The following is a 25,809-nucleotide window of genomic DNA, read 5'->3' on the forward strand; positions in this document are numbered from 1 at the left end:
GACGCGGCATTAAGAGAGGGAGGAACCCCATGTTCAAACTAACGCGACGGCAGGCGATCGCCGGAACTGCCGCAACCGCGGCCATGATTGGTCTGCCGAAGGCGGCCTTTGCAAAGACGACGCTCCGCTTTGCCGATGTCACCACCGCCGATGCGCCACGCTCGCAGGCTCTGGTGAATATCTTCGCCAAGGAAATCGGCGACGAGTACGAGTTCAAGCCCTATTTCGGATCGACCCTGTTGAAACAGGGAACCGAACTGGTTGCCGTCCAGCGCGGCAATCTGGAAATGGCCATGCTGCCGCCGTCCGATTTCGCCAAGCAGGCGCCGGAGTTCGATATTCTGGGTGCGGCTTACGTGGTGCGCAGTGCCGCTCATCTGCAATCGATCTTCGATAGCGAGATCGGCGAGGAATTCCGCAAGATCGCCCGCGAGAAGCTGCGGGTGGAAATCCTCGCGCCCGCCTATTACGGGGCACGGCACGTCAATCTGAAAGGCAAGAAAAAGGTCATGCGGCCCGAGGATCTGGCCGGCGTGAAGATGCGCATGCCCGGCGGCGAGAGCTGGCAGTTCCTCGGAAAGGCGGTCGGTGCCAATCCCGTGGCGATGGATTATGCCGAGGTCTATACGGGTCTGCAGACAGGCGCGATCGATGCCCAGGACAATCCGCTGCCGAACGACAAGCTGATGAAATTCTATGAGGTGACGGATCAGATCATTCTGACCGCCCATAATATCGGCTTCGGTCTTCTTCTCATCGGATCATCCACCTTTGATGCCCTGCCTGCGGCGGAACAGACGCGCATGCGCGAGGCGGCACGCAAGGGCTTCGCCTGGAGCACAGCCGAATACGAGAAGCAGGAGAAGGAACTGGTGGGCTTCTTCCGCGAGCAGGGGCTGGAGGTCTACGAACCGGATCTTGAAGCCTTCCGCGCCTATGCGCAGAAGCAATACATGGAATCGCCGCTTTCCGCTTCCTGGCCGGCCGGCATGCTCGACAAGATCAACGCGCTTTGACAGGCGGCGGCGGCCGCATCACGGAATGCGGCCGCTCTTCTGCACGTGCTCTACGCCGTTTTTCACGTGCCGGGTCAGCATCCGGCACGCACCCTCGTGATCCCGTTTCAGGGCAAGCTCGAAAAGCAGTCTGTGATCATCCACGACAGGCTGGCCGCGGAAGGATTCCGCAAGCAGGTGGTAGCGCAAGAAGCGGTCGAACACCGATGACAGCGCGGCCATGAGATTGACCGAATTGCAGGCCGACACCAGAGCCTGGTGGAACTCCCAGTCATAGCGCACCCAATCGACCGTGCGTGAGGAATCGCCGGCCAGCAGGCTTCGCTCCACGGATGAGAGCTTATGATGGGCTGCTACCAGCCGCGCCTCCCATTCCAGGTCCCCGCCTGTGAAGGACAGTCCCAACGCGTGACATTCCAGCAGGATCCTGAGATCGGCAAGCTCGAGAAGCTCGCGGGTGGAGGCAGGGCTCACCTCGAACCCGCGCTGTCCCTCCGCCACCACCAGGTTCTCGGTGGTCAGCCGGTTCAGGATTTCCCGCAATGTCGAGACGCTGACGCCGTAGCGCGCCTTTGCCTGTTCCAGCTTGATCTTGGAGCCCGGCGGCAAGGCGCCGGAGATCAGATCCTCGCGAATCCGTCTGAAGGCCGTTTCGCCGGCTGTTTCGCGCTGGGGAAGTTCCTGCTTGGTTATCATGCGGGTTACTTTACATCATATGATCTGAAAAACGTACGATAAAAATCGGTTGACTCGTGGATTTCATGCGTCATGCTGGTTTCAGCCAATTGACTAAACGTACCGTTCCGTACATTGTTAGTGCGATGCAGCCGAAGAGGAACGGCTTATCCATGGGAGGTCATCCGAAAGTTTCGGATGATGGAGACACACAGGAGGAATACAGATGAACTTCAACCTTACCCGTCGGTCCGTCATTGGTGCCGTCATGATGGCTGCCACGGCTTTGGCCAGCCCGGTGCTGGCGCAGGAAAAGCCGGTGCTGAAATTCTCGGCTGTCTTTTCAGAGCAGGATATCCGGGCCCAGATGACGAAGATGCTCGCCGAGGACATCAAGAACGATTTCACGCTTGATCCCTATTACGGCGGCAATCTGTTCAAGCAGGGAACCGAGCTCGTCGCCATCCAGCGCGGCAATCTGCAGATGGGCAACATTGCGCCGCAGGATATTTCCAAGCAGATCCCGGCATGGTCCGTTCTGACCTCGGCCTATCTCTTCCGGGATGCCGCGCATCTGACCGCTTTCTTCAACAGCGAGGTCGGCGCTGAATTCAAGAAGATGGCTGAGGACCAGCTGGATATCCACATTCTCGGGCCGACCTATTTCGGCGCGCGCCAGGTGGGGCTGAAGCCGAACAAGAAGATCACCACACCGCAGGATCTCAGCGGCATCAAGCTGCGCATGCCGGGCGGCGATGCCTGGCAGTTCCTGGGCGAGGCCCTGGGCGCCAATCCGGTTCCCGTTGCCTATGCCGAAGTCTACACCGCGCTGCAGACCGGCGCGATCGACGCGCAGGACAATCCGCTGCCCAACGTCAAGAACATGAAGTTCTACGAAGTCATGTCGCAGATCGCGCTCACCTCGCACCTGATCGGCTACGACCTCCTGGTCATTTCCAACAAGACCTGGAATGCCATGACGCCGGAGCAGCAGAAATCCTTCCAAGCGGCGGCCGACAAGGCGATGAAGTTCAGCGAGGACAAGCACCTTGCGCAGGAGAAGGCGCTGATCGAGGAATTTCGTGCGGCGGGTCTCGAGATCTACGAGCCGGATCTTGATGCCTTCCGCAAGTTCGCCCAGGAAAAATATCTGAACTCGGATCTGGCGAAATCCTGGCCGCAGGGCATCCTGGAAAAAGTGGCGGCTCTCTGACGCGCCGCCGCGCTCGCGTGTGCACACGATAGGGTGGCGGCGAGGCCGGATCGGCCGTCCCGCCACCTCTCTTCCTGGAGACTGATACATGCCCCCAAAAATGCTGGCCACCGGCGAATGGCTGAGACGGCGCGCGGAAAACCTTCTGTGCCTCATGCTTCTGACGATGTTCGTCGTCTTCATGCTGCAAATCATCTTCCGCTATGCCCTCAACATGTCCATCGGCTGGACCCATGAAGTCAGCGTGGCGCTGTGGATCTGGATCGTCCTCTTCGGTTCGGCTTTCGTGGTCCGGGAGGTGGACGAGATCCGCTTCGATCTCATCTGGGGCGGTGCAGGTGACAAAGCGCGGCGGGTCATGCAGACGATCTGCTCCCTGGCCCTGATCTTCCTGTTCAGCATCTCGCTTCCGGCCGTGACCGACTATGTCACCTTCATGAAGGTGGAAAGCACGGCCTATCTCAAGATCCGCTTTGACTACCTCTACTCCATCTACATCATCTTCGCGGTCGCCATGATCATCCGTTACCTGTGGCTCGCCGTTCAGGCAGTCCACGGACACGCGCCCGAAGCTTTCGATCCCACCAAGGCAGGCTCCGGCGTATGAATATCGCAAGTCCTTTTTCCATCACGCTTGTGATCATCACGGTCCTGGCCTTCCTGGGCCTGCCGATCGGACTGTCGATGATCTGCGGATCGATCCTCTACCTGCTGCTGATCGGCGCAGACATGGGCATTGCCGCCGAGCAGTTCCTGAACGGCATGTATTCGAACTATGTCATCCTGGCGGTGCCGCTCTTCATCCTTGCGGCGGAATTCATGAATGTCGGCTCGATGACGGAACGCCTGCTGCAGTTCTGCAATGTGCTTGTCGGACGGTTCCGGGGCGGCCTCGCGCAGGTCAACATCGTCCAGAGCATCATTTTCGCCGGCATGTCCGGCTCCGCGATCGCCGATGCGGCAGGCAGCGGCAAGATGATGCAGAGCATGATGACGCGCGACGGGCGCTATACGCCGAGCTTCGCAGCTGCCCTGACGGCAGTCACCGCGGTGGTCGGTCCGATCATTCCGCCGTCCATTCCGATGATCATCTATTCACTCGTCTCGGATGCCTCGATCGGCTATCTCTTCCTGGCCGGCATGGTGCCCGGTCTGCTGATGGCGGGCCTGCAGATGGTTCAGGTGGTGATCACGGCGCGGCGTCGCAATTTCCCGGTCGAGGAACCGGTTCCGCTGCGGCAGATTCCGAGCATCACGATCCGCGCCTTTCCCGCGCTGATGATGCCGGTCGTGCTTCTCGGATGCATCTATTCCGGCATCACCACCCCGACCGAGGCAGCGGCCATTGCGGCAGCCTATGCGCTCGTCATTTCCGTCTTGCTCTATCGCAGCATCACGCTTCGGGATTTCTATGCCTCGCTGTTGACCAGCGCTAAATCAACCGCCTCCATCGGCATGCTGATTGCCGGGGCACTCGTCTTCAATTACGTCATCACGATCGAGAATATTCCAGATAGCATCCGCGTCCTGCTGACAGCCTGGGATCTGACGCCGACCGGCTTCCTGATCCTCGTAAACATCATCCTGCTGATCCTCGGCTGCATCCTCGAAGGCACGGCGATCCTGCTGATCATCGTGCCGGTCTTCATCCCCACGGCCCAGGCCCTCGGGATCGATCTCGTCCATTTCGGCGTGGTCGTCGTCGTCAATATCATGCTGGGCCTCGTGACGCCGCCCTATGGCTTGCTTCTGTTCATCGTGGCCAAGTTTTCCGGGGCTCCGATCAAGGACATCATCGTCGATGCCGCACCCTTCCTGTTCTGGATGGTGGTCTGCCTCGCCTTCATCACCTTCGTTCCGGACAGCGTGCTGTGGCTGCCGAGGCTGCTTGGATATCAAGGATAATCATGAAACCGATCTACATACTCAATGGTCCCAACCTGAACCGGTTGGGCAAGCGTGAGCCGGACATTTATGGCCTGACCACGCTCTCCGAAGTCGAACAGATGTGCCGCGACGCCGCCGGCGAGAGGCCTGTCGAATTTCACCAGACCAATAGCGAAGAGCGGCTGATCGATTGGGTGCATGAAGCGATCGATTCGGGGGCTGGCATCATCATCAACCCGGCCGCCTTCACCTTCACGTCGATCGCTCTCCTCGACGCGCTGAAGATGTTCAAGGGGCCGATCATCGAGTTCCATATCAGCAATGTCCACCGGCGGGAATCGATCTATCACAGATCCTACGTCTCAATGACGGCAACGACTGTCATGGCCGGACTGGGCGCCGAAGGTTATCCTCTGGCGGTCAAAGCCCTGGAAACGCTCATCTCCCGCGGAATGCGGTAAAGCAAAGACTGCGCCGGATCGAAAATTCGGCGCAATTGTCATCCGCCGGTCATCCGCCCGTCGTGGATGACGAGGCGGGGCCGGGTGCAAGACCTGCCGATGCAGGGATGGGAGGGCCGGGCCTCAGTGGCGCCTGTCCGTGATGCGTTCCAGCAGTGCAGCGCCCTGCAAGGCGGCCAGGATGATCGCAACGCCCAGAATGACCCGCCATTCCGGCACTTCATCGAAGAGGAAATAGCCGATCGCCGTGGCGAAGACGATCGACAGGTAACCGATGGGCGCAAGCAGGCTCGCATCGGCCAGCCGGTAGGCCCGCAGAAAACAGTATTGGCCGAGCTGGGCGAGAAAGCCGATAGCAAGGAGCGGCGGCCAGTCGGCGGCGGCCACCGGATGCCAGGTCAGACCGGCCGGGACGGCTGTCAGGACCGCCAGACCTATCGTGTAGAAGACCATCATCACCGTGGTGTTCTCATCCCTCAGGGCCCGCGTCTGGACAACGGCGAGCGCACCGAAGACGACCGAGACAAGCACGACCAGGATCCGGCTGTCGAAGCTCGACGTGCCGGGCGCGATGATCATCAGCACGCCGAGAAAAGCAAGACCCGCGCCGGCCCAGCGAAGAGCGCTGATCCTTTCGCCCAGCATGACCGTGGCAAGTCCCATGGTGACCAGCGGCCGCGAAAAGCCGACGGCGTTGACGGTCGCGAGTGGCAGCAGCGTGATTGCCAGGAAATTGCTCGTCAGCGCTATGGCATTGCAGGTGATACGGGCGATGTTGCGCCAGGGATGCCTGATATGTCGCAAGGCCTGCCTGTGGTGCCAGATCAGCGGCAGGATGAAGAGAAGACCGATCAGGGCGCGGATGAAAACCAGCTGGAAAGCCGGATAGCTCACACCCTGCAGCTTGACGAGCGCGGTCATGCCACCGGACACAAGGCTCATATCGATCAGAAGCCAGCCAATGGCCTGACCGGGCTTCTGCGCGTCCAATGAAGCCGCCGCTCTGGTCTCGTCCCGGCTCACGCGGGCTGCACGAGATTGGCCATGATGCGGAAGGCGCCGGAAACCAGCCTGTCCATCTGATGGTGCAGGACAAGGCTCGTATGCGTGTGGCGACCCTTGCCGATCCTGGCGGAGACCAGTGCTCCCGTCAGGGGCTGTTCGCCGGCATCATGCATGGACAGGAGCGGCACATAGGCATCGTCCCAGCGGGAGGCGAAATAGAGGCCGCGCTCCTTGTTCCATCCGCGCCAATCCTCCTCATTCAGTCGGTTCGGTCCCGTCAGCAGCGGATGATCGGGCGCCAGTATGGTGACGGCGGCGTTCGGATCCGTCACCCGCCATCGCAGCGAGGGGCTGCCGATTTCGAGCAGACGAACCGGGGTCTGTGCCGGATCCCATCCGTCGCTCGGGCGATGATACAGAGTGACGAGATGTCCCCCTTCCTCCACGAACCGATGCAGGCGAGGCCTTGCTGCGGCGAGGTCGTTTCGCAAGCCGAAGGCGAAGATGCCGATGACGATCGTGGTGAAGCGGGACAGGTCACCGGAAAGGGCCGTCTCGTCCATTTCGGTGACGTCGAGACCCATCCGGGAAAGCCAGGTCCCGACGTGGTCGGCGCCTCCGCCGACATAACCGATCCTGGCGCCATCAGGCAAAGCAATATCGAGGCAGAGTATGTTGAGCGCGGCACTTTCTCGATAGGCAGACCGGCCGATATGGGGATAGACGATCGGCAGGGTGCGATAGGCAGGTCGCCCATCGATTTTCGGCTCGAGCCGCAGCAGGCCCTGCCGTGGCTCCGTCTCGGCCCGCAGTATCCAGCCCCCATCGTTAGGTTCCATGGCCCAGCCGGCGGGCGCCTCGATTGACAGTGCCGCAGTCTCGCCCTGTATCTTCGCCTGGATCGGCCATTGCCGTGCGTCCGCCGTGACCGGAACAATCACGGTCTCGGGGGTAAGGGTCACCGATTGCCGCGGTGCCACCAGAAGAGGCTCCTCGAAGTCGAAGCAGGCGCGCGCGATCCTTCCAGACACTTCCGCCGTCAGTTGCAGATGTGCCTCGCCATTGCCACCAAGACTGGACCAGCCCGGCTGGAAGAGGTTGGAGAAGGCAGCATCCTCGGAGGCGGTGAGCCGGAAGATGCATTCCTCCCCGGTCTGCTCCTGCTTTGCCGTCACGCCCGCCGGAAGAATCGGCGTGATTTCGACAGCCGTCGAAGAGGGCGACAGCTCCACCGTCAGAACGGCCGTGCCGCCTGGGCCGATCGAGGCCGGCTCGCAATAGGCACGCTCGAAAAGACCCGAAGCGTCCAGGATGGCCGCGTCGATCTCCTGGCGCTTTCGGGCGATGCGATGCGCATGCGCCTTTTGAAACGGCTCCGACGCCTGTTCTGCGACCCAGACCAGATGGCCTGCGGCAGCCGTCAGATGCTGCAGGATTGCGTCGCGATGCGGAAAGGCCTGCTGGGCGGCGGTGATGTCGCGATCAGCCGAGGCGAGCTTGTCACGCAGGGCGCGGAGAACCTCGTCCGCGGGCCCGTCGGCACGCTGCTCGAGCTCGGTGGCACTGGAGGCCAGGGCGGATAGCGAGGTGGGCAAGCCATCCTGAATGGAGGCTTCGGACCGGGGCGCAGCGGCGAATTTCAGGTGCAGCGGCCAGCGGCTTGCCGCGTGTTTCGGCCAGCGGCCCATCCCCTGGGAGGCGTGGAAGTAGCGCGACCATTCGCCGATCCGGTCAAATTCGGCGCCGGTGGGAAGATCGCGGCCTTCGACGCGCAGCGTCAGTGTCGTCTCCGGGGGCGGAACCTCATCATCATAGGTGCTCCCGCCGCCTGACCAGGCGGGCAGGTAGAATTTGGCGACCTGCCACGGAGCAAGGCCCTCATGCGCATGCTCGGGAAAGGCATTCGCATCGGAGGCCAGCGCAATCGCGGCCTCGGCCGCCTGGGTCATCGCCCGGTGGTGGCCATGCTGGCCGGGAACGTCGAGAAAAGTGGGGATCACGATATCCGGCCGTGTCTCGCGATAGGCTCTGACCAGCCGCTCGATGATCCGCTCCTTGCCCCAGCGCTCGAAGGTTGCGTCACCATCCTTGGAGAAGCCGAAATCGTGGACCGGATCATCCGGCCCGTGGCCGAGCCATGCAATGTCGGCATCGATGACGCGGGCGGATTCCTCAAGCTCGCGGGAGCGCACCACGCCAAGAGCGCCGAGCCTCTCCGGCCCAAGGGCATTCTGCCCACCCTCGCCGCGCGTGGAGCAGGCGATGATAACGCGCATGCCGAGGCCGAAGCGGAGCCATGCCAGCATGCCGTTTTGTTCATCATCCGGATGTGCTCCGGTGTTCATGACGGTCAAGACGGTGGAGAGGCGGCTGAGCTTGCGGTGCAACCGGACGAGCGCCGGATCGCTCATCTGCCGTTCGATGCGTTCGCGGGCTGTTAGCATGGGGCCTCCTCCGATTGTCAGGCAATGTCAAAAAATGAGGAACGCGATTTACGAGAACCTCATGGAATGGCTCATTCAGGGCAAGGCGCCCTGCGTGTTGTGCAGCGAGATGTCGAGCTTCGGCGTGACGATGTCGAACAGAGGAATGGCCGCGGCACCGAGAGCAGCCGTCAGCTGTCCCGTCTGCCCGCGAATGACGCGCGGCAGGTCGCGCTGGCGACGGCTGGCAACCGATGTCGGCAAGGGCGCCATATGGGCGATAAGCGCGTCGATGATTCGATCCGGCATCGTCCCGCCGATGATCAGGGTCTGCGGATCGAGAATGTTTTCCAGCATCGCGACCATCGGGCCGAGATGGCAGGCCGCCTCCTCGATCCACTCCATGATGACCGGGTGCTTGTCCGCATGCAGGCGGTCCAGATCGGCCATCTCGGTCTCGGCAATGCCTGCATTTTCCAGCCGTTCCTTCAAGGCATAGAGGGAAACATAGCCTTCGAGACAACCCTTCTGGCCGCAGGACGGGCAGGGGCGGCCGCGCGGAATGACGGTCACATGGCCGATTTCGCCCGCATTGCCGAAGGCGCCGCGATAGGGCGCGCCGTCCTGGATGATGCCGAGGCCGAGCCCCACGCCGAAATAGATCATGCAGAAATTGGAAATAGCGAGGCCGGCGCCGAACAGACGCTCGCCAACCGCTGCGGCGGTCGCATCATTTTCGACAATGACCGGGTAGCCGCAGGCGTCGCCCAGTATTTGGGCCGCATCCCGCCCGGAAAAGCCCGGCAGGGTCGTCGGGCCGACCGATGTCATTCCGTCGATCTCGAACGGCCCCGGCATGACCACGCCGGTTCCCAGAAGCCGGCTGTTGATCTCGGCGCCGATGGCCGAGAACTCCTTGGCGAACATTGCCAGAATATAGTCCGGTGTCCGATCGCGCAGCGGCAGGATGCGCTTTGCCCGCAGCCGTCCGGAAAGGTCCAGCGCCACGGTGACGATATGATCGGCAGCGATCTCGACACCGATCGTGATGCCGCCTTCGGGATTGACGGCAAACTGGATCGGCGGCTGACCGCGGCCGCTCCGGCGCCGTCCCATCTCGATCAGCAGTCCCTCGCCCACCAGTTCGTCCACGATGTTGGCCACGGCCTGCGGCGTCAGCTGGGTGAGCTTTGCGATATGCGCGCGTCCGAGAGTCTGGTGCCGTCGAACGATATCCAGCACCACGCGACGATTGTGCTCGCGGCTGCGTTCGGGATTTTTGCCGATCGCTATCGGCGTCTGGTCCTTGGGATGGATCGTCATGTCTTCGTCCTCAGCCATTCTTCCATACGTCCGTCACTCGTGAGTGGCAATAGAATAAGATAAGTAAATTATGTTATTGACATCGCTCCGGGTTCAAGAGAGCGTAGGGGCGAGGTGCCACGGGTACCGTCGTCCGGCAAGAGCGGCCGGATCAACAAGGTCATGGCGTTCGTGAAAAGCGAGCGTTGGGAACAATCGCCCCAAGACCGGAAAGCCGGCGGGGAACAGGAGGCACACATGCGCAAATCAGTTTTGTTCGCCGGACTCGTTGCCGGTTTCAGCAGCTTCGCTTTCAACGCCGCGCAGGCGGTGGAAATCGAGTATTGGCAGTATGTTTTCGACACCCGCGTCAAGGCCATGGACCAGCTGATTGCCGAGTTCCAGAAGGCCAATCCGGATATCACCGTCAAGCAGGTCACCTTTCCCTATGCCGATTACCAGACGCGGGTGATCGCTGCGAACATGTCCGGCAACGGACCGGACGTGATGCAGCTCTTCTACGGCTGGCTCGACAAGTTCGTGGCCGGTGGGATCTTGCAGCCCTTGCCGCAGGACGCGTTCCCGCATGCCAAGATCGAGAGCGAGTTCTTCCCGATCGTGTCGGCCATGAAGCGCGAGGGCGAATATTACGGCCTGCCGACTGCCGTCCGTTCCCTCGCCCTCTTCTACAACAAGAAGCTCTTCAGCGAAGCCGGTCTCGACCCGAACAAGCCGCCGCAGACCCTGGAAGAATTCGTTGCTGCCGGTGAAAAGATCGCCAAGCGGGATGATGCCGGCAATCTGGTGGTCGCCGGATCGACGCTCGACATGGCCGGCCAGGACCATCAGTGGTGGCGTGAAGTTCTGATCCGCCAGTATGGCGGTGTGCCCTATACCGAGGACGACACCAAGGTCGCCTATGACAGCGAGGCGGGCGCCAAAGCTCTGGCCTTCTATACAAGCCTGCAGCTGGAGAAAAAGATCGGCCAGGCCGGTTTCATGGATGAAGGTCAGGCCGCGTTTCGTGGCGGCAAGGCCGGCATGACCATCGATGGCACCTTCCGCCTGGGCTCGTTCAGGACGATCAAGGATTTCGAATGGGGCGTGACCGAGCTTCCGGCCAATGCGGAAGGGGTTCGCTCCAACTATGCCAGCTATTTTGCCAATGGAATCAATGCCAAGACCACCGGTGAAGAACTTGAGGCCTCGAAGAAGTTCCTGGCCTATATCTCCTCGCCCGAGGCCATGGACATCTGGTTGAAGACGGTTGGCGAATTGCCGGCACGCCGGGCCGCCGCCATGACGGACGCCAATCTGAAGGATCCGGTCTTCGGTCCCTTCCTGAAGGGGCTGGAATATGCCCATACCACGATGTTCAAGGATGAGGCTGCCCAGCGGCAGAATGCCATCGACATGGTGAACCGCATTCTGCTCGAGAGCCAGCCGGTTGCGGAGTCGCTGAAGCAAGCGGCCGAAGCCGAGCAGGAAATCATCGACGCAGCCAAGCCCTGAGCCAGGAGCCAATCATGGCCGTGATCCCACAGCAGGGGGCGACGAACAGTCGCCCCGGCGGCTCCGGCCGCGACCGTTTCTCCATGCACACCAAGCGCCTGCTCTGGGTCTGGGGTTTCCTGGCACTGCCGATCCTCTTTTACGCGGTGATCCGGTTCTATCCGACGGTGCAGGCCTTCTATCTCTCCTTCACCAACTGGGATCTGCTGCGCCCGGCAAAGTTCATCGGGCTTGCCAATTACATCAAGCTGTTCAAGGATCCGCAGTTCTGGAAGGTGTTCAAGAACACGTTCACCTATCTGATCATAGGCACGCCGCTCAGCCTCCTCCTGTCTTTTGCGATCGCCTATTATCTCGATCGCGTGCGCTTCATGCACAATACCATCCGCGCGCTCTACTTCCTGCCGTTTCTCACCACGGCTGCGGCCATGGCCTGGGTGTGGCGGTGGTTTTATCAGCCGGCGCCGATCGGCGTCATCAATGATATCCTGGCAATGGCCGGCATTCCGCAACAGCCATTCATCCGCTCCACCGATCAGGCGCTGTTCTCGATCATGGTCACGGCGATCTGGGCCGGGCTCGGGTTTCAGATCATCATCTTCATGGCCGGCCTGCGCTCCATTCCCTCCACCTTCTACGAGGCAGCGCGCATCGACGGTCTCGGCGAATGGGCGATCCTGCGCAAGATCACACTGCCGCTGTTGAAGCCGACGACGGTCTTCCTCGTCGTCTTCTCCTCGATCGGCTTCCTGCGCATCTTTGACCAGGTCTACAACATGACCACGAATGATCCGGGCGGACCTCTCGGCTCGACCAAGCCTCTGGTGCTGATGATCTATCAGACGGCGTTCAACTCCTATGCCATGGGTTATGCGGCGGCCCAGACGGTTGTTCTCTTCAGCATACTGATGGTCGTCTCGCTTCTGCAGCTCTTCATCCTGAGGGAGAAAAAATGAGCGACGCTCCCGTGCTTCATCGCGCCAATATCCGCCCTGGCCGCATCATCGCCTGGACCGTTCTGTTCATCGGCGGGCTGATCATGATTTCGCCGCTGGCCTTCATGTTTTCGACCTCGCTGAAAACCGCCGACCAGGTCTACGACCTGCGGCTCATTCCGGCCGCGCCGACGCTTGCCAATTACGTGGCGGTGCTTGCGGATGGCCGCTTCATGCGCTGGTTTCTCAATTCCTCCATTGTCGCCATAGCGGTCACGCTGTCGAACTGCTTTTTCGACAGTCTGGTGGGCTATACGCTGGCAAAATTCCAGTTCCGCGGCCGCCAGTTCATCTTCATCGCCATTCTGTCGACACTGATGATCCCGACGGAAATGCTGGTCATTCCCTGGTATCTGATGTCGAGCCAGCTCGGCTGGCTGGATAGCTATTGGGGCATCATGTTCCCGGGCATGATGACGGCCTTCGGCACCTTCCTGATGAAGCAGTTCTTCGAGACGGTACCCAACGACTTCATAGAGGCGGCGCGGGTCGATGGTCTGAACGAGTTCCAGATCTGGTGGAAGGTTGCCATGCCCCTGGTGACGCCCGCCCTCTCGGCACTTGCCATCTTCACCTTCCTCGGCAACTGGACCGCCTTCTTCTGGCCGCTGATCGTGACGACAAGCAAGGAACTCTACACCCTGCCGGTCGGTCTCTCGAGCTTTGCCGTCGAACAGTCGATCCAGTGGGAAATGATCATGACCGGCGCTGCGATCGCCACCCTTCCGACACTTCTCGTTTTCCTCGTCTTGCAGCGCTACATCGTCCGCGGTGTCATGCTGGCGGGCCTGAAAGGATAATCGTCTCATGGCCGATATGAGCCCCCGTCTTTCCGATACAAGCCGCTTTCCGGACCCCGTCTACAAGGAAACGGTTCTGCGGCCGCTGTTCGATGGCGCCAAGAGCCACCACGTCGATGCCTTCCGACGCATCGACCGTGCGCATCTCGTCATGCTCCACGAGACAGGCATTCTCGATGCCGGGACGGCAGGCCGCATCGCCTCTGCCCTGGAAGCCATCGATGCCGAGGTGGATCCCGCAACGCTTGTCTATACGGGCGAAGTCGAGGATTATTTCTTTCTGATCGAAAAGGAGTTGAAGGCCCGGATCGGCGTCGACACCGCGGGACGCCTGCACACGGCCCGGTCGCGCAACGATATCGACCACACGCTCTTCAAGCTCGGTCTGAAGCACCGCATCGACATGCTGATGGAAAAGGCCCGCGGCTTGCTCGCCGCCATGATCGATGCCGCCGATCGCAACAAGGCGACCCTGATCGTCGCCTATACCCACGGACAGCCGGCACAGCCGACCACGTTCGGCCATTATCTGTCGGCCGCGATCGAAATCCTGATCCGCGATATCGAGCGTTTCGCGCAGGTGCGCCAGATCGTCGATCTGTCATCCATGGGCGCCGCCGCCATCACCACGTCCGGCTTTCCCATCGACAGGGACAGGGTCGCGAAACTTCTCGGCTTCTCCGCGGCGCAACGCAATTCCTATTCCTGTATTGCCGCGGTGGACTATACGACCTCGACCTATTCGGCAATCGAGCTGATGTTCCTGCATCTTGGCCGGTTGATCCAGGATTTCCAGTTCTGGACGAGCTTCGAGGTGGGGCAGATCTACGTGCCGAATGCGCTTGTGCAGATCTCCTCCATCATGCCGCAGAAGCGCAACCCCGTGCCGATCGAACATTTGCGCCATCTGGCGAGCCAGACATTCGGCCGCGCCCGCACGGTGATCGACGTCATGCACAACACGCCCTTCACCGACATGAACGACAGCGAAGGCGAGACGCAAGGCATGGGCTATGAGGCTTTCGCCTCCGCCTTCCGGGTGCTCGACCTTCTTGCCGCACTGGTCCGGCAGATCAGCATCGATCCGGAGCGTGTCGATCACAATATCAGACGCTCCTGCATCACGATCACGGAATTGGCCGATACCCTGGTGCGCGAGGAGGGTCTTTCCTTCCGCGAGGCGCATGAGATCGCCGCTTCCACCGCCAGAAGCGTCGTTGCCGCGGGGGGCGATCTGCCCGGCAATGGCTTTGATCCCTTCGTCGCGGCCTTCAAAGGGTCGACGGGTCGAGCACCGTCCATGGATGCCGAACGCTTTCGCGCCACCGTCTCGCCCGAGCATTTCGTTGCCGTGCGGCAAAGGTTTGGCGGACCCGCGCCGGAACCGATGGAGGCCGCTCTCGCCAGCTACCGCGATAGGCTGGCGGATTTCGAAGCCAAAGCGCAACAGGCTGCGCAATACGAGGCGGCCGCGGCCGCAGAACTGCACGACAGGTTCACCGCACTGATGGGAGCGCGCTGATGGCGACGATCGAACTGACAAAGCTGGTCAAGCGCTACGGCAAGGTGGAAGCCGTCAAAGGCATTGATCTCTCCATCAGCGACGGCGAATTCATCGTCTTCGTCGGACCCTCCGGCTGCGGAAAATCCACGACATTGCGGATGATCGCCGGTCTTGAAGAGATTTCGGCAGGTGAATTGCGGATCGGCGGCGAGATCGTCAACGAGCGGGAACCCAAACAGCGCAATATCGCCATGGTGTTCCAGAACTACGCGATCTACCCGCATATGACCGTCCGGCAGAATATCGGCTTCGGCTTGTACACCTCGGATCTCGACAAGGCGGAGAAGAACAAGCGGATCGAGGAGGCAAGCCGCATCCTTGGTCTCGATGCCTATCTCGACCGTCGACCGGCAGCTCTGTCCGGCGGACAACGCCAGCGTGTCGCTATCGGCCGTGCCATGGTGCGCGATCCCTCGGCCTTCCTCTTCGACGAACCGCTATCCAATCTCGATGCGCAATTGCGGGCCCAGATGCGGATCGAGATCAAGCGTCTGCACCAGCGGCTCGGAACCACGACGGTCTATGTGACGCATGACCAGGTCGAGGCAATGACCATGGCCGACCGTATCGTGGTGATGAAGGACGGCCGCATCCTGCAGGTGGGCACGCCGTCCGAACTCTATGAAAGCCCGGTCGACGTCTTCACCGCGCGCTTCATCGGCAGCCCGTCGATGAACCTCTTGCCGGGGCATCGCGGCGGCGGGATCGTCACGCCCGGCCCCGATGGCGATGTCATGATCGGTATCCGCCCCCATGACCTCGTCGCCAGCCGCGATGGGTCCGGCGAAGGCACGAAGATCACCGGAACGGTGACGGCGGTCGAGCCGCTTGGCCCCGAGACGCTGGTTCACCTGGATGTCGGCGGCGCGGAAGTGGTTGCAACCGCACGCGAGAAATTCGTTCCTGCCGTTGGCAGCCAATTGTCGTGCTATGCGCCTGCCGGCAGCCTCTACGTTTTCGATGGCCGGACCGAGGCCCTCCTGGAGCGGGCATGACAATGCAGGCACCTATGCCCTCGGCCGTGCTCAGTATTGGCAGGCTCTACTGCGATCTGATCTTCACCGGGCTCGACAGCCTGCCGGTGCTCGGCCGCGAGGTGTTTTCCAGCGGAATGAAGCTTGCCGCCGGCGGCGGCGCCTATATCGCGGCCGCGCATATCCATCACGTCGGCCGGCAGGTCGCGCTGGTTGCAAGACTGGGCTCTGATGCGCTCTCGCGGGAAGTCGCGACCGAACTCGCTTCCAGCGGCATAGATCTGCGCTTCGTCGAACATGCGGACGATGCAGGTCCGCAGGTCACCGTCGCAGCCGTCATGGGACATGACCGGGCCTTTTTGACGAAGCGCGCCGGCAGCGCCCGTCCGGCCACGTTGCCGGCGGCGCTGGACTGGTCGCTGGCGAAGCACCTGCATATTGCAGAATATGCCACGCTGCATGAAATGCCGGACCTCGTTCGGGAGGCGAAGGCCAAAGGCCTCAGCGTTTCGCTGGATCCGAGCTGGGACAGCACGCTGATTTACGACAAGCATCTTCTGGAAGCCTGCGAGGGCGTCGATCTTTTCTTGCCCAACCGGGAAGAGGTGGAGGCAATCACCGGTCTCAAGGATCCTGAGGCAGCGCTTGACCGCCTTCTGGAGATCTTTCCGCATGTGGCGCTGAAGGATGGTGCATCAGGCGCCTGGGTGGCGGCCAAAGGATTCCGGCTTCACCACCCTGCCGAGCCCGTGCCGGTCATCGACACCACCGGCGCCGGGGATGCCTTCAATGCCGGATTCCTCAATGCCTGGCTCGACGATACTCCCCTGGAAGACTGCCTGCATGCCGGCATTTCGGCGGGAAGTCTCGCCGTCCAGGCGGCCGGTGGCGCTTCGACTGTCCGGCCCGATCGCTAGACCATCGAGCCCGAGGGGCCGACGGTCCGTTTTCAACCTGCAGCGACAGACCTTTCTGAGGGTCTCGAGATCTGGCACAGTCATCTGCATCAGAAACGTCAGAGGCTTTGAACAGGATGGATCGGCAGAATGTGATCGCGGCAGCCTCGGCCTATGCCACGAATGGAGGATTGGCGGCGGATCTCGCCGACCTTGTCTCGCAGCGCTCGATCAGTCAGTCGGAGGGGCGCCCGGAGGACCTGCTGGCCTATCTGACAGACAGCATGCGCCCCATGCTCGAGGCGCTCGGCTTCAGCTGCGTCATCGCCGACAATCCGCGGCCCGGCGGCGCTCCCTTTCTCATCGGAAGCCGCATCGAATCGCCGGACCTGCCGACCGTCTTGATCTACGGACACGGGGATGTCTGCAATGGCGAGGCGCATCGCTGGCGCAAGGATCTCGATCCGTTCACGCTGACGGTCGAAGGCGACAGGCTCTATGGTCGTGGGACGGCCGACAACAAGATCCAGCATCTCATCAACATCAAGGCGCTGGAGATGATGATCGCCGCACATGGCCGGCTCGGCTTCAATGCCAAGATCATCATCGAAATGGCCGAAGAGACAGGCTCCTTCGGCCTGCGCGAATTCTTCGAGGCGGAGCGGGACGCGCTCTCGGCGGATGTGCTGATCGCGTCGGACGGGCCGCGGCTTGCGGAGGACGTGCCGACCATGTTCATGGGGTCACGTGGCGGCCTATCCTTCGATCTGGTCGTCAACCTGCGCGATAGCGATCACCATTCCGGCAATTTCGGCGGCTTGCTGGCCGATCCGGTCATCATCCTCTCGCATGCAATCGCCGCCATTGTCGACCGGCGCGGGCAGATCAAGATTCCGGAATGGCGTCCCACCAGCCTCACGCCCGATATTCGTGCTGCTCTGAAGGATCTGCCGCCGCGCCGCCATGATGCCGATTGGGGCGAGGCGGATCTGACGCCGAGTGAACGCGTGTTAGGGTGGAATTCGCTAGCGGTTCTGGCGATTTCCGCCGGCAATATCGATGCGCCACAAAATGCCATAGCAGGGTCCGCCCGCGCGACCTGTCAGCTCCGCTTCGTCGTGGGGACCCCGATGGAGGATATCCTGCCGGCGCTCCGTCGCCATCTGGATGCGCATGGATTCCAAGGCGTCGCGATCAGCCCGGCCAAGGGGGAGCCGTTCAAGGCCACCCGGTTTGCGCCCGATCATCCCTGGGTGCGCTTCGTCGAATCCTCGATTGCCGCGGCCACGGGCAAGGCCCCGCATGTCCTGCCCAATCTGGCCGGCTCGCTGCCGAACGATGCTTTCACCGACATTCTCGGTCTGCCGACCATTTGGATACCGCATTCGCACGCCGAATGCGGCCAGCACGGTCCCAATGAACATGCCCGCCTCTCGATCGCGGAGGAGGGAATGCGCATCATGACCGCGCTTTTTCTCGATATCGGCGAGAAAGCCGCCGATCTCGCGCAGCTTCGCACGAGATCATCTGTCTGAGCAGAGCGAGGTCGGCAAGCCGAGGCAATATCTGCGCGGATCCGTCGATTTCCCTCGGCTCCGCTGCGAAAACCGCGGGACTTTCGAGCGCTCTCAGTTAGGCGGCCTGTTCCTTCGCGCGGCGTGAGAGATGCGCAACCACATTCTCGATCATGCGCATTCCGGCATCGCCGCCCAGCGTCATGATGCTCTCCGGATGGAACTGTACGGCTGCGACCGGTTCCCTTGCGTGTTCGATCCCCATGATTGTGCCGTCCTCGCTTTCGGCTGTGATGATGAAGTCCGGATGCAGCGTCTTCGGATCAGCGAAGATCGAATGATACCGGCCCACGGTCACCTCACGGCCGAGGCCGGAAAAGACGATCCCCGGCTCCAGAACACGAATACGCGACGGCTTGCCATGCATGGGAAGGGCCAGCTGGCGCAGTTCCCCACCATAGGCTTCCGCCAAGGCCTGCAGTCCCAGGCACACGCCGAAGACCGGCAGACCGCGCGCCCTTGCGGTTCGGATCGTCGCCTTGCAGTCGAAGTCCTTGGGGTTGCCGGGCCCGGGCGACAGCACCACGAGATCGGGGTCGATCCGCTCGAAGATTTCCTCTGCAACCGGCGTGCGGACGGTGGAAACCTCGGCGCCCGTCTGTCTGAAATAATTGGCAAGCGTGTGAACGAAGCTATCCTCGTGATCGACGAGGAGAATGCGGATCCCCTTGCCGACCGGCGCGACGTCCCGCCCGAGTTTCGATGTATTGCCGCTGCGCGCATCGCGAATGGCGGCGATCATGGCCGAGGCCTTCAGCTCCGTTTCGGCCTCTTCCTCCTGCGGGTCGCTATCGTTGAGCAGTGTCGCGCCGGCGCGCACCTCCGCAATGCCGTCCTTGATGCGGATCGTGCGAAGCGTGAGGCCAGTATTCATGTCGCCGTTGAAGCCGACCATGCCGATGGCGCCGCCATACCAGGCGCGCGGGCTGCGCTCGTGCTTTTCGATGAATCGCATTGCCCACAGCTTCGGCGCGCCGGTTACGGTGACTGCCCAGGCATGTGACAGGAAGCCGTCAAAGGCATCCATATCGGGCCTGAGGCGGCCCTCGATATGGTCGACGGTGTGGATCAGGCGCGAATACATTTCGATCTGGCGTCGGCCGATCACCTTGACCGAGCCCGGTTCGCACACGCGCGACTTGTCGTTGCGATCGACATCGGAGCACATGGTCAGTTCCGATTCGTCCTTTTTCGAATTCAGCAGTTTCAGGATCTGCTCGGAATCGGAGATTGCATCCTCGCCGCGCCGGATCGTCCCGGAAATCGGGCAGGTCTCGATGCGCCGGCCGGAGACCCGCACAAACATTTCCGGCGAGGCGCCGACCAGATATTCCTGATGGCCGAGATTGATGAAGAAGGAATAGGGGGAGGGGTTGATCGCCTTAAGACGGTTCGAAATTTCCGAGGGCCGCGACTCGCAGCGCTCCATGAATTTCTGGCCGGGCACAACTTCGAAAAGATCGCCGCGGCGAAAGCTTTCTTTCGCCTTGACCACAAGCTCTGCATACTCGCCGGGCCGGTGGTCGCCCTTGGGCGGGATCGTGTCCGTCTGCCGGAAAGGCTCCGGCGCGATGTCTTCCGAGCGGCCAACCGTGGTTCGTCCATCCTTGGCGAAGTCGTAGCGGTCCACCCAGGCCTTGGCGGAATAGTGATCAACCACCAGGATTTCGTCCGGCAGGAAAAGCACCATGTCGCGCTGATCGTCCGGCCGATCGAGGACCAGATCGATGGCATCGAACTGGAAGGCCAGATCATAGCCGAAGGCGCCGAACAGGCCAATCGAACTGTCGGCATCCGAATGGAAGAGATCGACGATGGCCCGCAGAACCGTGAAGACGGTCGGCATTTTCGAGCGCTCTTCCTCGGTAAACGCCCGGGACGGCGGATCGACGGTCAGATCGAGGCGGCGCGTCGTCCGCTGGCCGAGCGACAATTCGCCTTCACCGGCCAGACGCTCCGCGATGATTTCCAGCAGGACCTCGCCGCGGCCATTATACGCTTCGATCCATAGCTTGCGCCCGAAAGACGAGATCCCGAGCGGCGGATCGACGATTGCCGTATCCCAGCGGGTATAGCGACCCGGATATTCGTAATTGGAAGAGAAGACGGCTCCGCGCCGTTCATCCAGCTTGTCGACATAGCTCGACACGGCATCGGCATAGGGTGTCGCCCGGCGCTTGCGGCTGACGGTAATGCCCCCTCGCGTCTCATAGACTTCAGAGCCGTCGTCTTCGATGATCGTTACCATGCTGACACCTCTTCCACTTTCCCATTGGCCCTGGCCTGGAGGAGGCTTGATACAAAAAAGCCGCCTCGGTCGTTGCGGGCGGCTTTGTCTTGTCGTTGGACGTGACTGATCGAGGCCGCCTTTAGCGTGCCCACCACCAATTAGCCATGTTCATCGACGTTTTCATGACTGATCTCATAGCGCGACTGCAGAAGTCTGGCAAGATGGCTGTCGCACCCAGGTCGGCCGAAGCGTCTCTCACTCCTGCGGCGACCGGATCGACGCGGTGAAGGCGCCGGCAAGGCTCAGCGGCCCCAGGTCCGTTCGAGAAGCGCAATCCAGTTGCGGTGGCCGATTTTTTCCAGCGCGTCGTCATCATAGCCAGCCTGGCGCAGCGCATCGATCAGACGCGGCAGGCCTTCGGCACTGCCGATCTTTCGGGAGATCAGTGTGCCGTCGAAATCCGAGCCGAAGGCCACGTGGTCGATTCCCACCCGCTCCACAAGATAATCAATGTGGCGAACCATGACTGCAAGCTCCAGTTCGGCATCCATCACCCCTTGCGGATGGAGAAAGCGGACGCCGAAGTTCAGGCCGATCAGGCCCTGCGTGTCCCGAATGGCATCGAGTTGCCGATCCGTGGCATTGCGGCTGTGGGGGCAGATGGCGAAGGCATTGGAATGCGAGGCCACCAGCGGCGCATCTGAAAGGCGCGCCACGTCCCAGAAGCCGGCATCATTCATGTGCGACAGGTCGATCATGATCTTCAGGCGGTTGCAGGCTCGTACCAGGTCGCGGCCGGCATTTGTCAGGCCCGGGCCAATATCCGGCGAATGACCGAAGCGGAAAGGAACGCCATGCGCGAAAATGTTCGGCCGGCTCCAGACAGGCCCGAGGCTCGCCAGGCCAGCCGCGTGCAGGACTTCGAGCAGATCGAGGTCCGGTCCGGCCGCTTCGAAGCCTTCGATGTGGAAAACCGCGGCGAATATGCCGGCCTCCAGGCAGTAACGGATCTCGGCCGCGGACCGGCAGATGCGCAATGCTGCGTCGGAGGCGGCCTCCAGGCGGCGCAGCAGTGCGGCTTGCGCAAGCGTCTGGTCCAGCGCCGAGGCCCGCTCCACCTGCGGCAGATCGCCGTTCTGGTCGGGATGACGGCCGGGGGAGGGCACGTAGACGGCGCAAAGGCCTCCGGCGAGCCCGCCGGTGCGAGCGCGCGGCAGATCGATGTGGAGATGGGGATCGCCTTGCAGAAACCGCGCTTCCATGGGTGTCGGGTTCTTTCGACTCTCGCTCATCAGGCGCGACAGGATGTCGTTATGGCCATCAAAGACCAGTATCGGGGATTTGGTGTCGGGCATGGATCATCCTGACCGGGCGCGTCGCGGGAATTAGGCCGCGCGACAGGCGCAGTGGTTTCGGGTGTGGTGAGCAAGGCTTACCACGAAAAGACAGAATAACACCCCAAACATCTCTCTGCGGACGGCGCGGCGATTGGCATCGAACCGAGGCGGCTGTTCAAGGATCTTGCCGGACAGCCCGCTCACTCCCTTTCCTTTCATCACGGTCATCCGGACGGATCGCGGTCAGGATGAAGCGGCGATAGAGAAAGGTGCGAAGACGGTTGCGGAGATCGGCTTTCTTCCTTTGGGCGGCGCGGATTGCGGCGCCACTGTGGATCGAGGCAAAGCGAAAGCCGGCCGCACCCAACAAGGGTTCGATGCTTTCAGGCGTCAGGCCGCTGCCGAAGGGAAGGCGCTGCATGATTGCGGAATGAGCCTCGCTCATGGCGCCGTCATAATGCGGGTCGGGACCGATGACTGTCTCCAGAAGCCGGATGGCGAGGTTTGCCGCCCGGCCGAGCGGCGCATGGCTTGCCCAGTTGCCGTCGAAGATCAGCAGCCGTCCCCCCGGCCGCAGCACGCGGAACCAGTCGGCAAAGGCCTGCTCGGGCCGCGTGAGCGTCCAGACCAGATGGCGGCAGATAACGGCGTCGTAAGCGGCGTCCGGCTCCATCGTCTCTTCGGCATCGGCAAGGAGAAAGCGGGCACGCGGGTTCCCGGCGTGCTTGGCGCGCGCAACGGAGAGCATGGCCTCGGAAAAATCGAGCGCCGTCACGTCATGGCCAAGCGACAAAAGAACATTCGTGACTTCTCCCGTCCCGCATGCCAGCTCCAGGACCCGTTTCGGCTCCGCCCCGATCGCGGCCCTGACCGCGGCCGCCCAGGCATCCATTTCCGGACCGGGCGGAATGCGGTGGCCGAAGGCGAGGTCGAATGTTGCCGATCGGCGGGACCAGTAGTCCCGGATGTCTTCTTTCAGGTCGTGATTGGAGAGGGCCATGATCATGCACCTGCAGCCGGCCGCAGGGGCGCCGGGGCCGATATCCGTGACGTCGCGCAAGCCACGCCGCGCGGAAGAAAGCGCAGGTGCAGGATGCCGTCGCGGTCGGGCTCGATCTCCGCCTCGACGCCGAAAACCTCCCTGACGGTCTGAACCGTCAGAACCTCTTGGGGACGTCCCAACGCCACAAGGCGTCCGCCCTGCATCAAGGCGATGCGGTCGCAGAAAAGGGCAGCGTGGTTGAGGTCGTGTAGCGCCGCGACCACCGTCAGCCTCTGCTTCTTGACGAGATCCAGGAGCCCGATCTGGTGGCCTATGTCCAGGTGGTTGGTGGGTTCGTCGAGCAGCAGGATGTCCGGCTCCTGCGCCAGCGCGCGGGCGATATGCAGGCGCTGTCGCTCGCCGCCCGACAGGGTATGCCAGGCGCGGTTTGCAAGATGGGCCATGTCGACATTGTCGAGCGCGGCGTCGACGACGGCATCGTGATGCTGCGACCAGGGCGACAAAGGCGAAAGATAGGGCGTGCGGCCAAGCTCCACCGCCTGCCTGGCGGTGATCCTCTCGCCTGTCTCCGCCTGTTGCTCCACCAAAGCGAGGCGCTGCGCCACGGCGCGCCGGCCAAGGCTGCCGATCGGCTCGCCATCGAGCCGCATTTCGCCGGAGCTTGGTTTTCGCACGCCGGCCATCATCAACATCAGGCTCGTCTTGCCTGATCCGTTCGGCCCGATAATGCCCAGGAATTCGCCGGACCGGACGCAGAGGGAGACGTCGCGAACGATTTCGGCATTCCCGCTCGACCACGATAAGCGATGTGCTTCGAGTGTCATGTGCGACCTCTCCTCTGAACCAGGATGATGGCGAAGGCCGGTGCGCCGAACAAGGCGGTGATGACGCCGATCGGCAGGACCTGGCCGGGAATGATGATCCGCGACAGGATATCGGCGACGATCATGAAGACGGCCCCGATGAGAGCCGTCGCCGGCAGGAGAACGCTGTGGCGCACCCCGACCAGAGCACGCGCCGCATGCGGGATGACAAGCCCGACAAAACCGATCGAGCCGACGATCGCCACCATGGTGGCGGTCATCATGGCCGAGACGCCGACCAGCGCCAGATAGGTGCGCCGGACGGAGATGCCGAGCGATGCCGCCGATTCCGATCCGAAGGTGAAACCGTCGAGCGCGCGCGAGTGCCACAGGCAGACCAGCAGGCCGATGACGGCGGCAGGCACGGCAAGCCAGGCATCCGGCCAGCGAACGCCCGAGAGGTTGCCGAGCAGCCAGAACATGATGCCGCGTGCCTGTTCCGCGGTGGCCGCCTTGGTGACGATGAAGGAGGTGAGGGCGTTGAAGAGCTGCGACCCGGCGACGCCCGCCAGAATGATGGATGCCGTGCCGCGCCCCGCCTTGACGGCGAGAAGGCTGATCAGCGCAAAGGCGAGGAGCGCGCCGAGAAACGCGCCGAGAGGCAAAGTCAGCAGGCCGGCCCCCAGGCCGAGAATGGCGACGCAGACCGCACCGGTCGACGCGCCGGCGGAAATGCCGAGAATATACGGATCCGCCAGCGGGTTGCGCAGCAGGGATTGCAGAACCGCCCCCGACAAGGCAAGGGCCGTTCCGCAGGATGCCGCCACGACGGCACGGCTGAGCCGATAGCTCCAGACAATGCCCTCGTCGATGGGCTCGAGAGGATAGCCGGCATTCCACAGACGATTGGCCACCGTCTGCGCGACCGTCGCGAAGGGGATGGAGGTTTCACCGATGGCAGCCCCCATCCACAGCGCCAGGAGCAGAAGGACGAGCGCGGCGAGTATCGCCACGCCGCGCCTGACCGGTCCCCGGATCCGGCTCACTGCGCAAGACCGGCGTGAGCGATGTCGTTTGCCAGCGCTTCAATGCCGTCGATCGTCCGGATCGTCGGGTTCATCGCCTGCGCATCCATGGAAAAGACATGGCCTTGCCTGACTGCCGGCATGAGGCTTGCCACCGGATCATTCTTGAGGAAGTCCAGTTTTGCCTGCAGGCTGTCGAGCGGATAGCGGCGACGATCCATGGCGCCCGCCACGATGATGGAGGGATCCGCCTTGGCGATCGTTTCCCATCCCACGGTCGGCCATTCGTCATCGGTCTTGATGATGTTGTCGATGCCGAGGGCGGACATGATATAGCCCGGCGCGCCATTCCGGCCGGCGACATAGGGATCGGCGCCGGCGGCGCTGGAGAACCAGAAAACGGCGGACAATTTGCCCTTGGCCGAAGCGATCTTGGCACGGGCAGCCGCCTCGCGGCGCTGCAGGTCCGCAACCAGTTCCTCGCCCTTGGCCTGGACATTGTAGATCATCGCCAGCTCGCGGATCTCCTTGTAAACCTGATCCATCGTGAAGGGCTGGTGGCGAACGCCGTCGCTGGCCGCCGAATTCTCCTTGTCCGCGCAATCGGAAGGAGAGGTATAAACCGGAATGTTCAGTTCCTCGAACTGCTCCGGCTTGGCAACGACCCCTTCCGGTCCCACCTGCCATTGAAATTGAACCGTCACCAGATCGGGCTTCTTGGAAAGGACGCTCTCGAAGCTTGGATCATTATCCGCCAGCCGGTCGATCCCGGCATTGACGGCCTCGAACTGCTTCAGCACCGGGCTGACCCAGAGCGCCGTTCCCACCACCTTGTCCGAGAGGCCGAGCAGATAGAGGATCTCCGTGCTGCTCTGGCCGATCGACACCGTCCGCGTCGGCGCGCGTTGAACGACGATGGTGCGGCCGCAATTGCTGAGCGTCAGCGGATAGGTCGTCTCCACCGCTGCGGCTTGAGCCGGAGCAAGGACGAAGGCGGCCGCGCCAATCGCAAAGGACGAGAAGAACACGCCCGCGCGAAGCAGGTTTTGGATGAGCATTTTCATGATTTCCCCAGACAGGATCAAAGGCCGCAAGACGCGGCGGATACAGCGAA

At 62.0% G+C, this 25,809-nt stretch carries 22 protein-coding genes; 12 read left to right on the forward strand and 10 right to left on the reverse strand.

The features are described from left to right. The first annotated feature begins 29 nt into the window (after positions 1-29). A complete protein-coding gene (locus tag QTJ18_RS03585; protein ID WP_252752002.1) occupies positions 30-1,016 on the forward strand; it encodes a sialic acid TRAP transporter substrate-binding protein SiaP in 987 nt (328 codons plus the stop codon). 18 nt (positions 1,017-1,034) lie between these two features. Here QTJ18_RS03585 and QTJ18_RS03590 read toward each other — a convergent pair whose 3' ends face one another. Next, a complete protein-coding gene (locus QTJ18_RS03590) occupies positions 1,035-1,712 on the reverse strand; it encodes a GntR family transcriptional regulator (protein ID WP_252752001.1) in 678 nt (225 codons plus the stop codon). A 205-nt stretch (positions 1,713-1,917) separates the two neighbouring features. On the opposite strand from QTJ18_RS03590, the gene dctP reads away from it, so the two are divergent. The 4 genes from dctP (at position 1,918) to QTJ18_RS03610 (ending at position 5,252) form a co-directional block, all read left to right on the forward strand. Further along, entirely contained in the window at positions 1,918-2,904 is a 987-nt protein-coding gene (gene dctP, locus QTJ18_RS03595) for a TRAP transporter substrate-binding protein DctP (protein WP_252752000.1), read from the forward strand. Positions 2,905-2,992: 88 nt separating this feature from the next. Then, the gene (locus QTJ18_RS03600) at positions 2,993-3,511 is read left to right on the forward strand and encodes a TRAP transporter small permease (protein ID WP_252751999.1); all 519 of its coding nucleotides are present in this window, start codon (positions 2,993-2,995) and stop codon (positions 3,509-3,511) included. Beyond that, positions 3,508-4,809 (forward strand): TRAP transporter large permease, encoded by a 1,302-nt coding sequence (locus QTJ18_RS03605; protein ID WP_252751998.1) that lies wholly within the window; start codon positions 3,508-3,510, stop codon positions 4,807-4,809. The genes QTJ18_RS03600 and QTJ18_RS03605 overlap by 4 nt, the downstream gene beginning before the upstream one ends. 2 nt (positions 4,810-4,811) lie before the next feature. After that, complete coding sequence (locus tag QTJ18_RS03610) at positions 4,812-5,252, forward strand: type II 3-dehydroquinate dehydratase (RefSeq protein WP_252751997.1); 441 nt, start codon at positions 4,812-4,814, stop codon at positions 5,250-5,252. Positions 5,253-5,375: 123 nt separating this feature from the next. Here the strand turns inward: QTJ18_RS03610 and QTJ18_RS03615 are convergent, their stop codons facing one another. From QTJ18_RS03615 to QTJ18_RS03625, 3 genes are all read right to left on the reverse strand, one after another. Then, on the reverse strand, positions 5,376-6,194 hold the full coding sequence (locus QTJ18_RS03615; RefSeq protein ID WP_252752410.1) for a DMT family transporter: 819 nt from the start codon (positions 6,192-6,194) through the stop codon (positions 5,376-5,378). Between the two features lie 77 nt (positions 6,195-6,271). After that, on the reverse strand, positions 6,272-8,701 hold the full coding sequence (locus QTJ18_RS03620) for a PIG-L family deacetylase (RefSeq protein WP_252751996.1): 2,430 nt from the start codon (positions 8,699-8,701) through the stop codon (positions 6,272-6,274). Between the two features lie 75 nt (positions 8,702-8,776). After that, the gene (locus QTJ18_RS03625; RefSeq protein ID WP_252752409.1) at positions 8,777-10,003 is read right to left on the reverse strand and encodes an ROK family transcriptional regulator; all 1,227 of its coding nucleotides are present in this window, start codon (positions 10,001-10,003) and stop codon (positions 8,777-8,779) included. 237 nt (positions 10,004-10,240) lie between these two features. On the opposite strand from QTJ18_RS03625, the gene QTJ18_RS03630 reads away from it, so the two are divergent. The 7 genes from QTJ18_RS03630 (at position 10,241) to QTJ18_RS03660 (ending at position 18,258) form a co-directional block, all read left to right on the forward strand. Further along, entirely contained in the window at positions 10,241-11,494 is a 1,254-nt protein-coding gene (locus QTJ18_RS03630; RefSeq protein WP_252751995.1) for a sugar ABC transporter substrate-binding protein, read from the forward strand. Positions 11,495-11,508: 14 nt separating this feature from the next. Further along, positions 11,509-12,450 carry a carbohydrate ABC transporter permease gene (locus QTJ18_RS03635; protein WP_252751994.1) on the forward strand — a complete coding sequence of 314 codons (942 nt, stop codon included), beginning with the start codon at positions 11,509-11,511 and terminating at the stop codon, positions 12,448-12,450. Beyond that, complete coding sequence (locus QTJ18_RS03640; RefSeq protein ID WP_252751993.1) at positions 12,447-13,289, forward strand: carbohydrate ABC transporter permease; 843 nt, start codon at positions 12,447-12,449, stop codon at positions 13,287-13,289. The genes QTJ18_RS03635 and QTJ18_RS03640 overlap by 4 nt, the downstream gene beginning before the upstream one ends. A gap of 7 nt (positions 13,290-13,296) precedes the next feature. Next, entirely contained in the window at positions 13,297-14,811 is a 1,515-nt protein-coding gene (argH, locus tag QTJ18_RS03645; RefSeq protein WP_252751992.1) for an argininosuccinate lyase, read from the forward strand. After that, on the forward strand, positions 14,811-15,848 hold the full coding sequence (locus QTJ18_RS03650) for an ABC transporter ATP-binding protein (protein WP_252751991.1): 1,038 nt from the start codon (positions 14,811-14,813) through the stop codon (positions 15,846-15,848). Before argH ends, QTJ18_RS03650 begins: the two co-directional genes overlap by 1 nt. 2 nt (positions 15,849-15,850) lie before the next feature. Next, on the forward strand, positions 15,851-16,744 hold the full coding sequence (locus QTJ18_RS03655) for a carbohydrate kinase family protein (protein ID WP_489667194.1): 894 nt from the start codon (positions 15,851-15,853) through the stop codon (positions 16,742-16,744). Between the two features lie 116 nt (positions 16,745-16,860). After that, a complete protein-coding gene (locus QTJ18_RS03660) occupies positions 16,861-18,258 on the forward strand; it encodes a M20 family metallopeptidase (protein ID WP_252751989.1) in 1,398 nt (465 codons plus the stop codon). Between the two features lie 97 nt (positions 18,259-18,355). On the opposite strand, the gene QTJ18_RS03665 is transcribed toward QTJ18_RS03660, so the two are convergent. From QTJ18_RS03665 to QTJ18_RS03690, 6 genes are all read right to left on the reverse strand, one after another. After that, positions 18,356-20,545: an anthranilate synthase gene (locus QTJ18_RS03665; protein WP_252751988.1), complete on the reverse strand. Its 2,190-nt coding sequence runs from the start codon at positions 20,543-20,545 to the stop codon at positions 18,356-18,358. Between the two features lie 284 nt (positions 20,546-20,829). Next, on the reverse strand, positions 20,830-21,882 hold the full coding sequence (locus QTJ18_RS03670) for a dipeptidase (protein WP_252751987.1): 1,053 nt from the start codon (positions 21,880-21,882) through the stop codon (positions 20,830-20,832). Between the two features lie 157 nt (positions 21,883-22,039). Then, the gene (locus QTJ18_RS03675; RefSeq protein WP_252751986.1) at positions 22,040-22,864 is read right to left on the reverse strand and encodes a class I SAM-dependent methyltransferase; all 825 of its coding nucleotides are present in this window, start codon (positions 22,862-22,864) and stop codon (positions 22,040-22,042) included. Between the two features lie 2 nt (positions 22,865-22,866). Next, positions 22,867-23,691: an ABC transporter ATP-binding protein gene (locus QTJ18_RS03680; RefSeq protein ID WP_252751985.1), complete on the reverse strand. Its 825-nt coding sequence runs from the start codon at positions 23,689-23,691 to the stop codon at positions 22,867-22,869. Next, positions 23,688-24,638, reverse strand: a complete 951-nt coding sequence (locus tag QTJ18_RS03685) for a FecCD family ABC transporter permease (protein WP_252752408.1) — start codon at positions 24,636-24,638, stop codon at positions 23,688-23,690. The genes QTJ18_RS03680 and QTJ18_RS03685 overlap by 4 nt, the downstream gene beginning before the upstream one ends. A gap of 74 nt (positions 24,639-24,712) precedes the next feature. Beyond that, positions 24,713-25,753 carry an ABC transporter substrate-binding protein gene (locus tag QTJ18_RS03690; RefSeq protein ID WP_489667193.1) on the reverse strand — a complete coding sequence of 347 codons (1,041 nt, stop codon included), beginning with the start codon at positions 25,751-25,753 and terminating at the stop codon, positions 24,713-24,715. Positions 25,754-25,809: the final 56 nt, after the last annotated feature.

Source organism: Rhizobium sp. SSA_523 (assembly GCF_030435705.1).
Taxonomy (GTDB): domain Bacteria; phylum Pseudomonadota; class Alphaproteobacteria; order Rhizobiales; family Rhizobiaceae; genus Neorhizobium.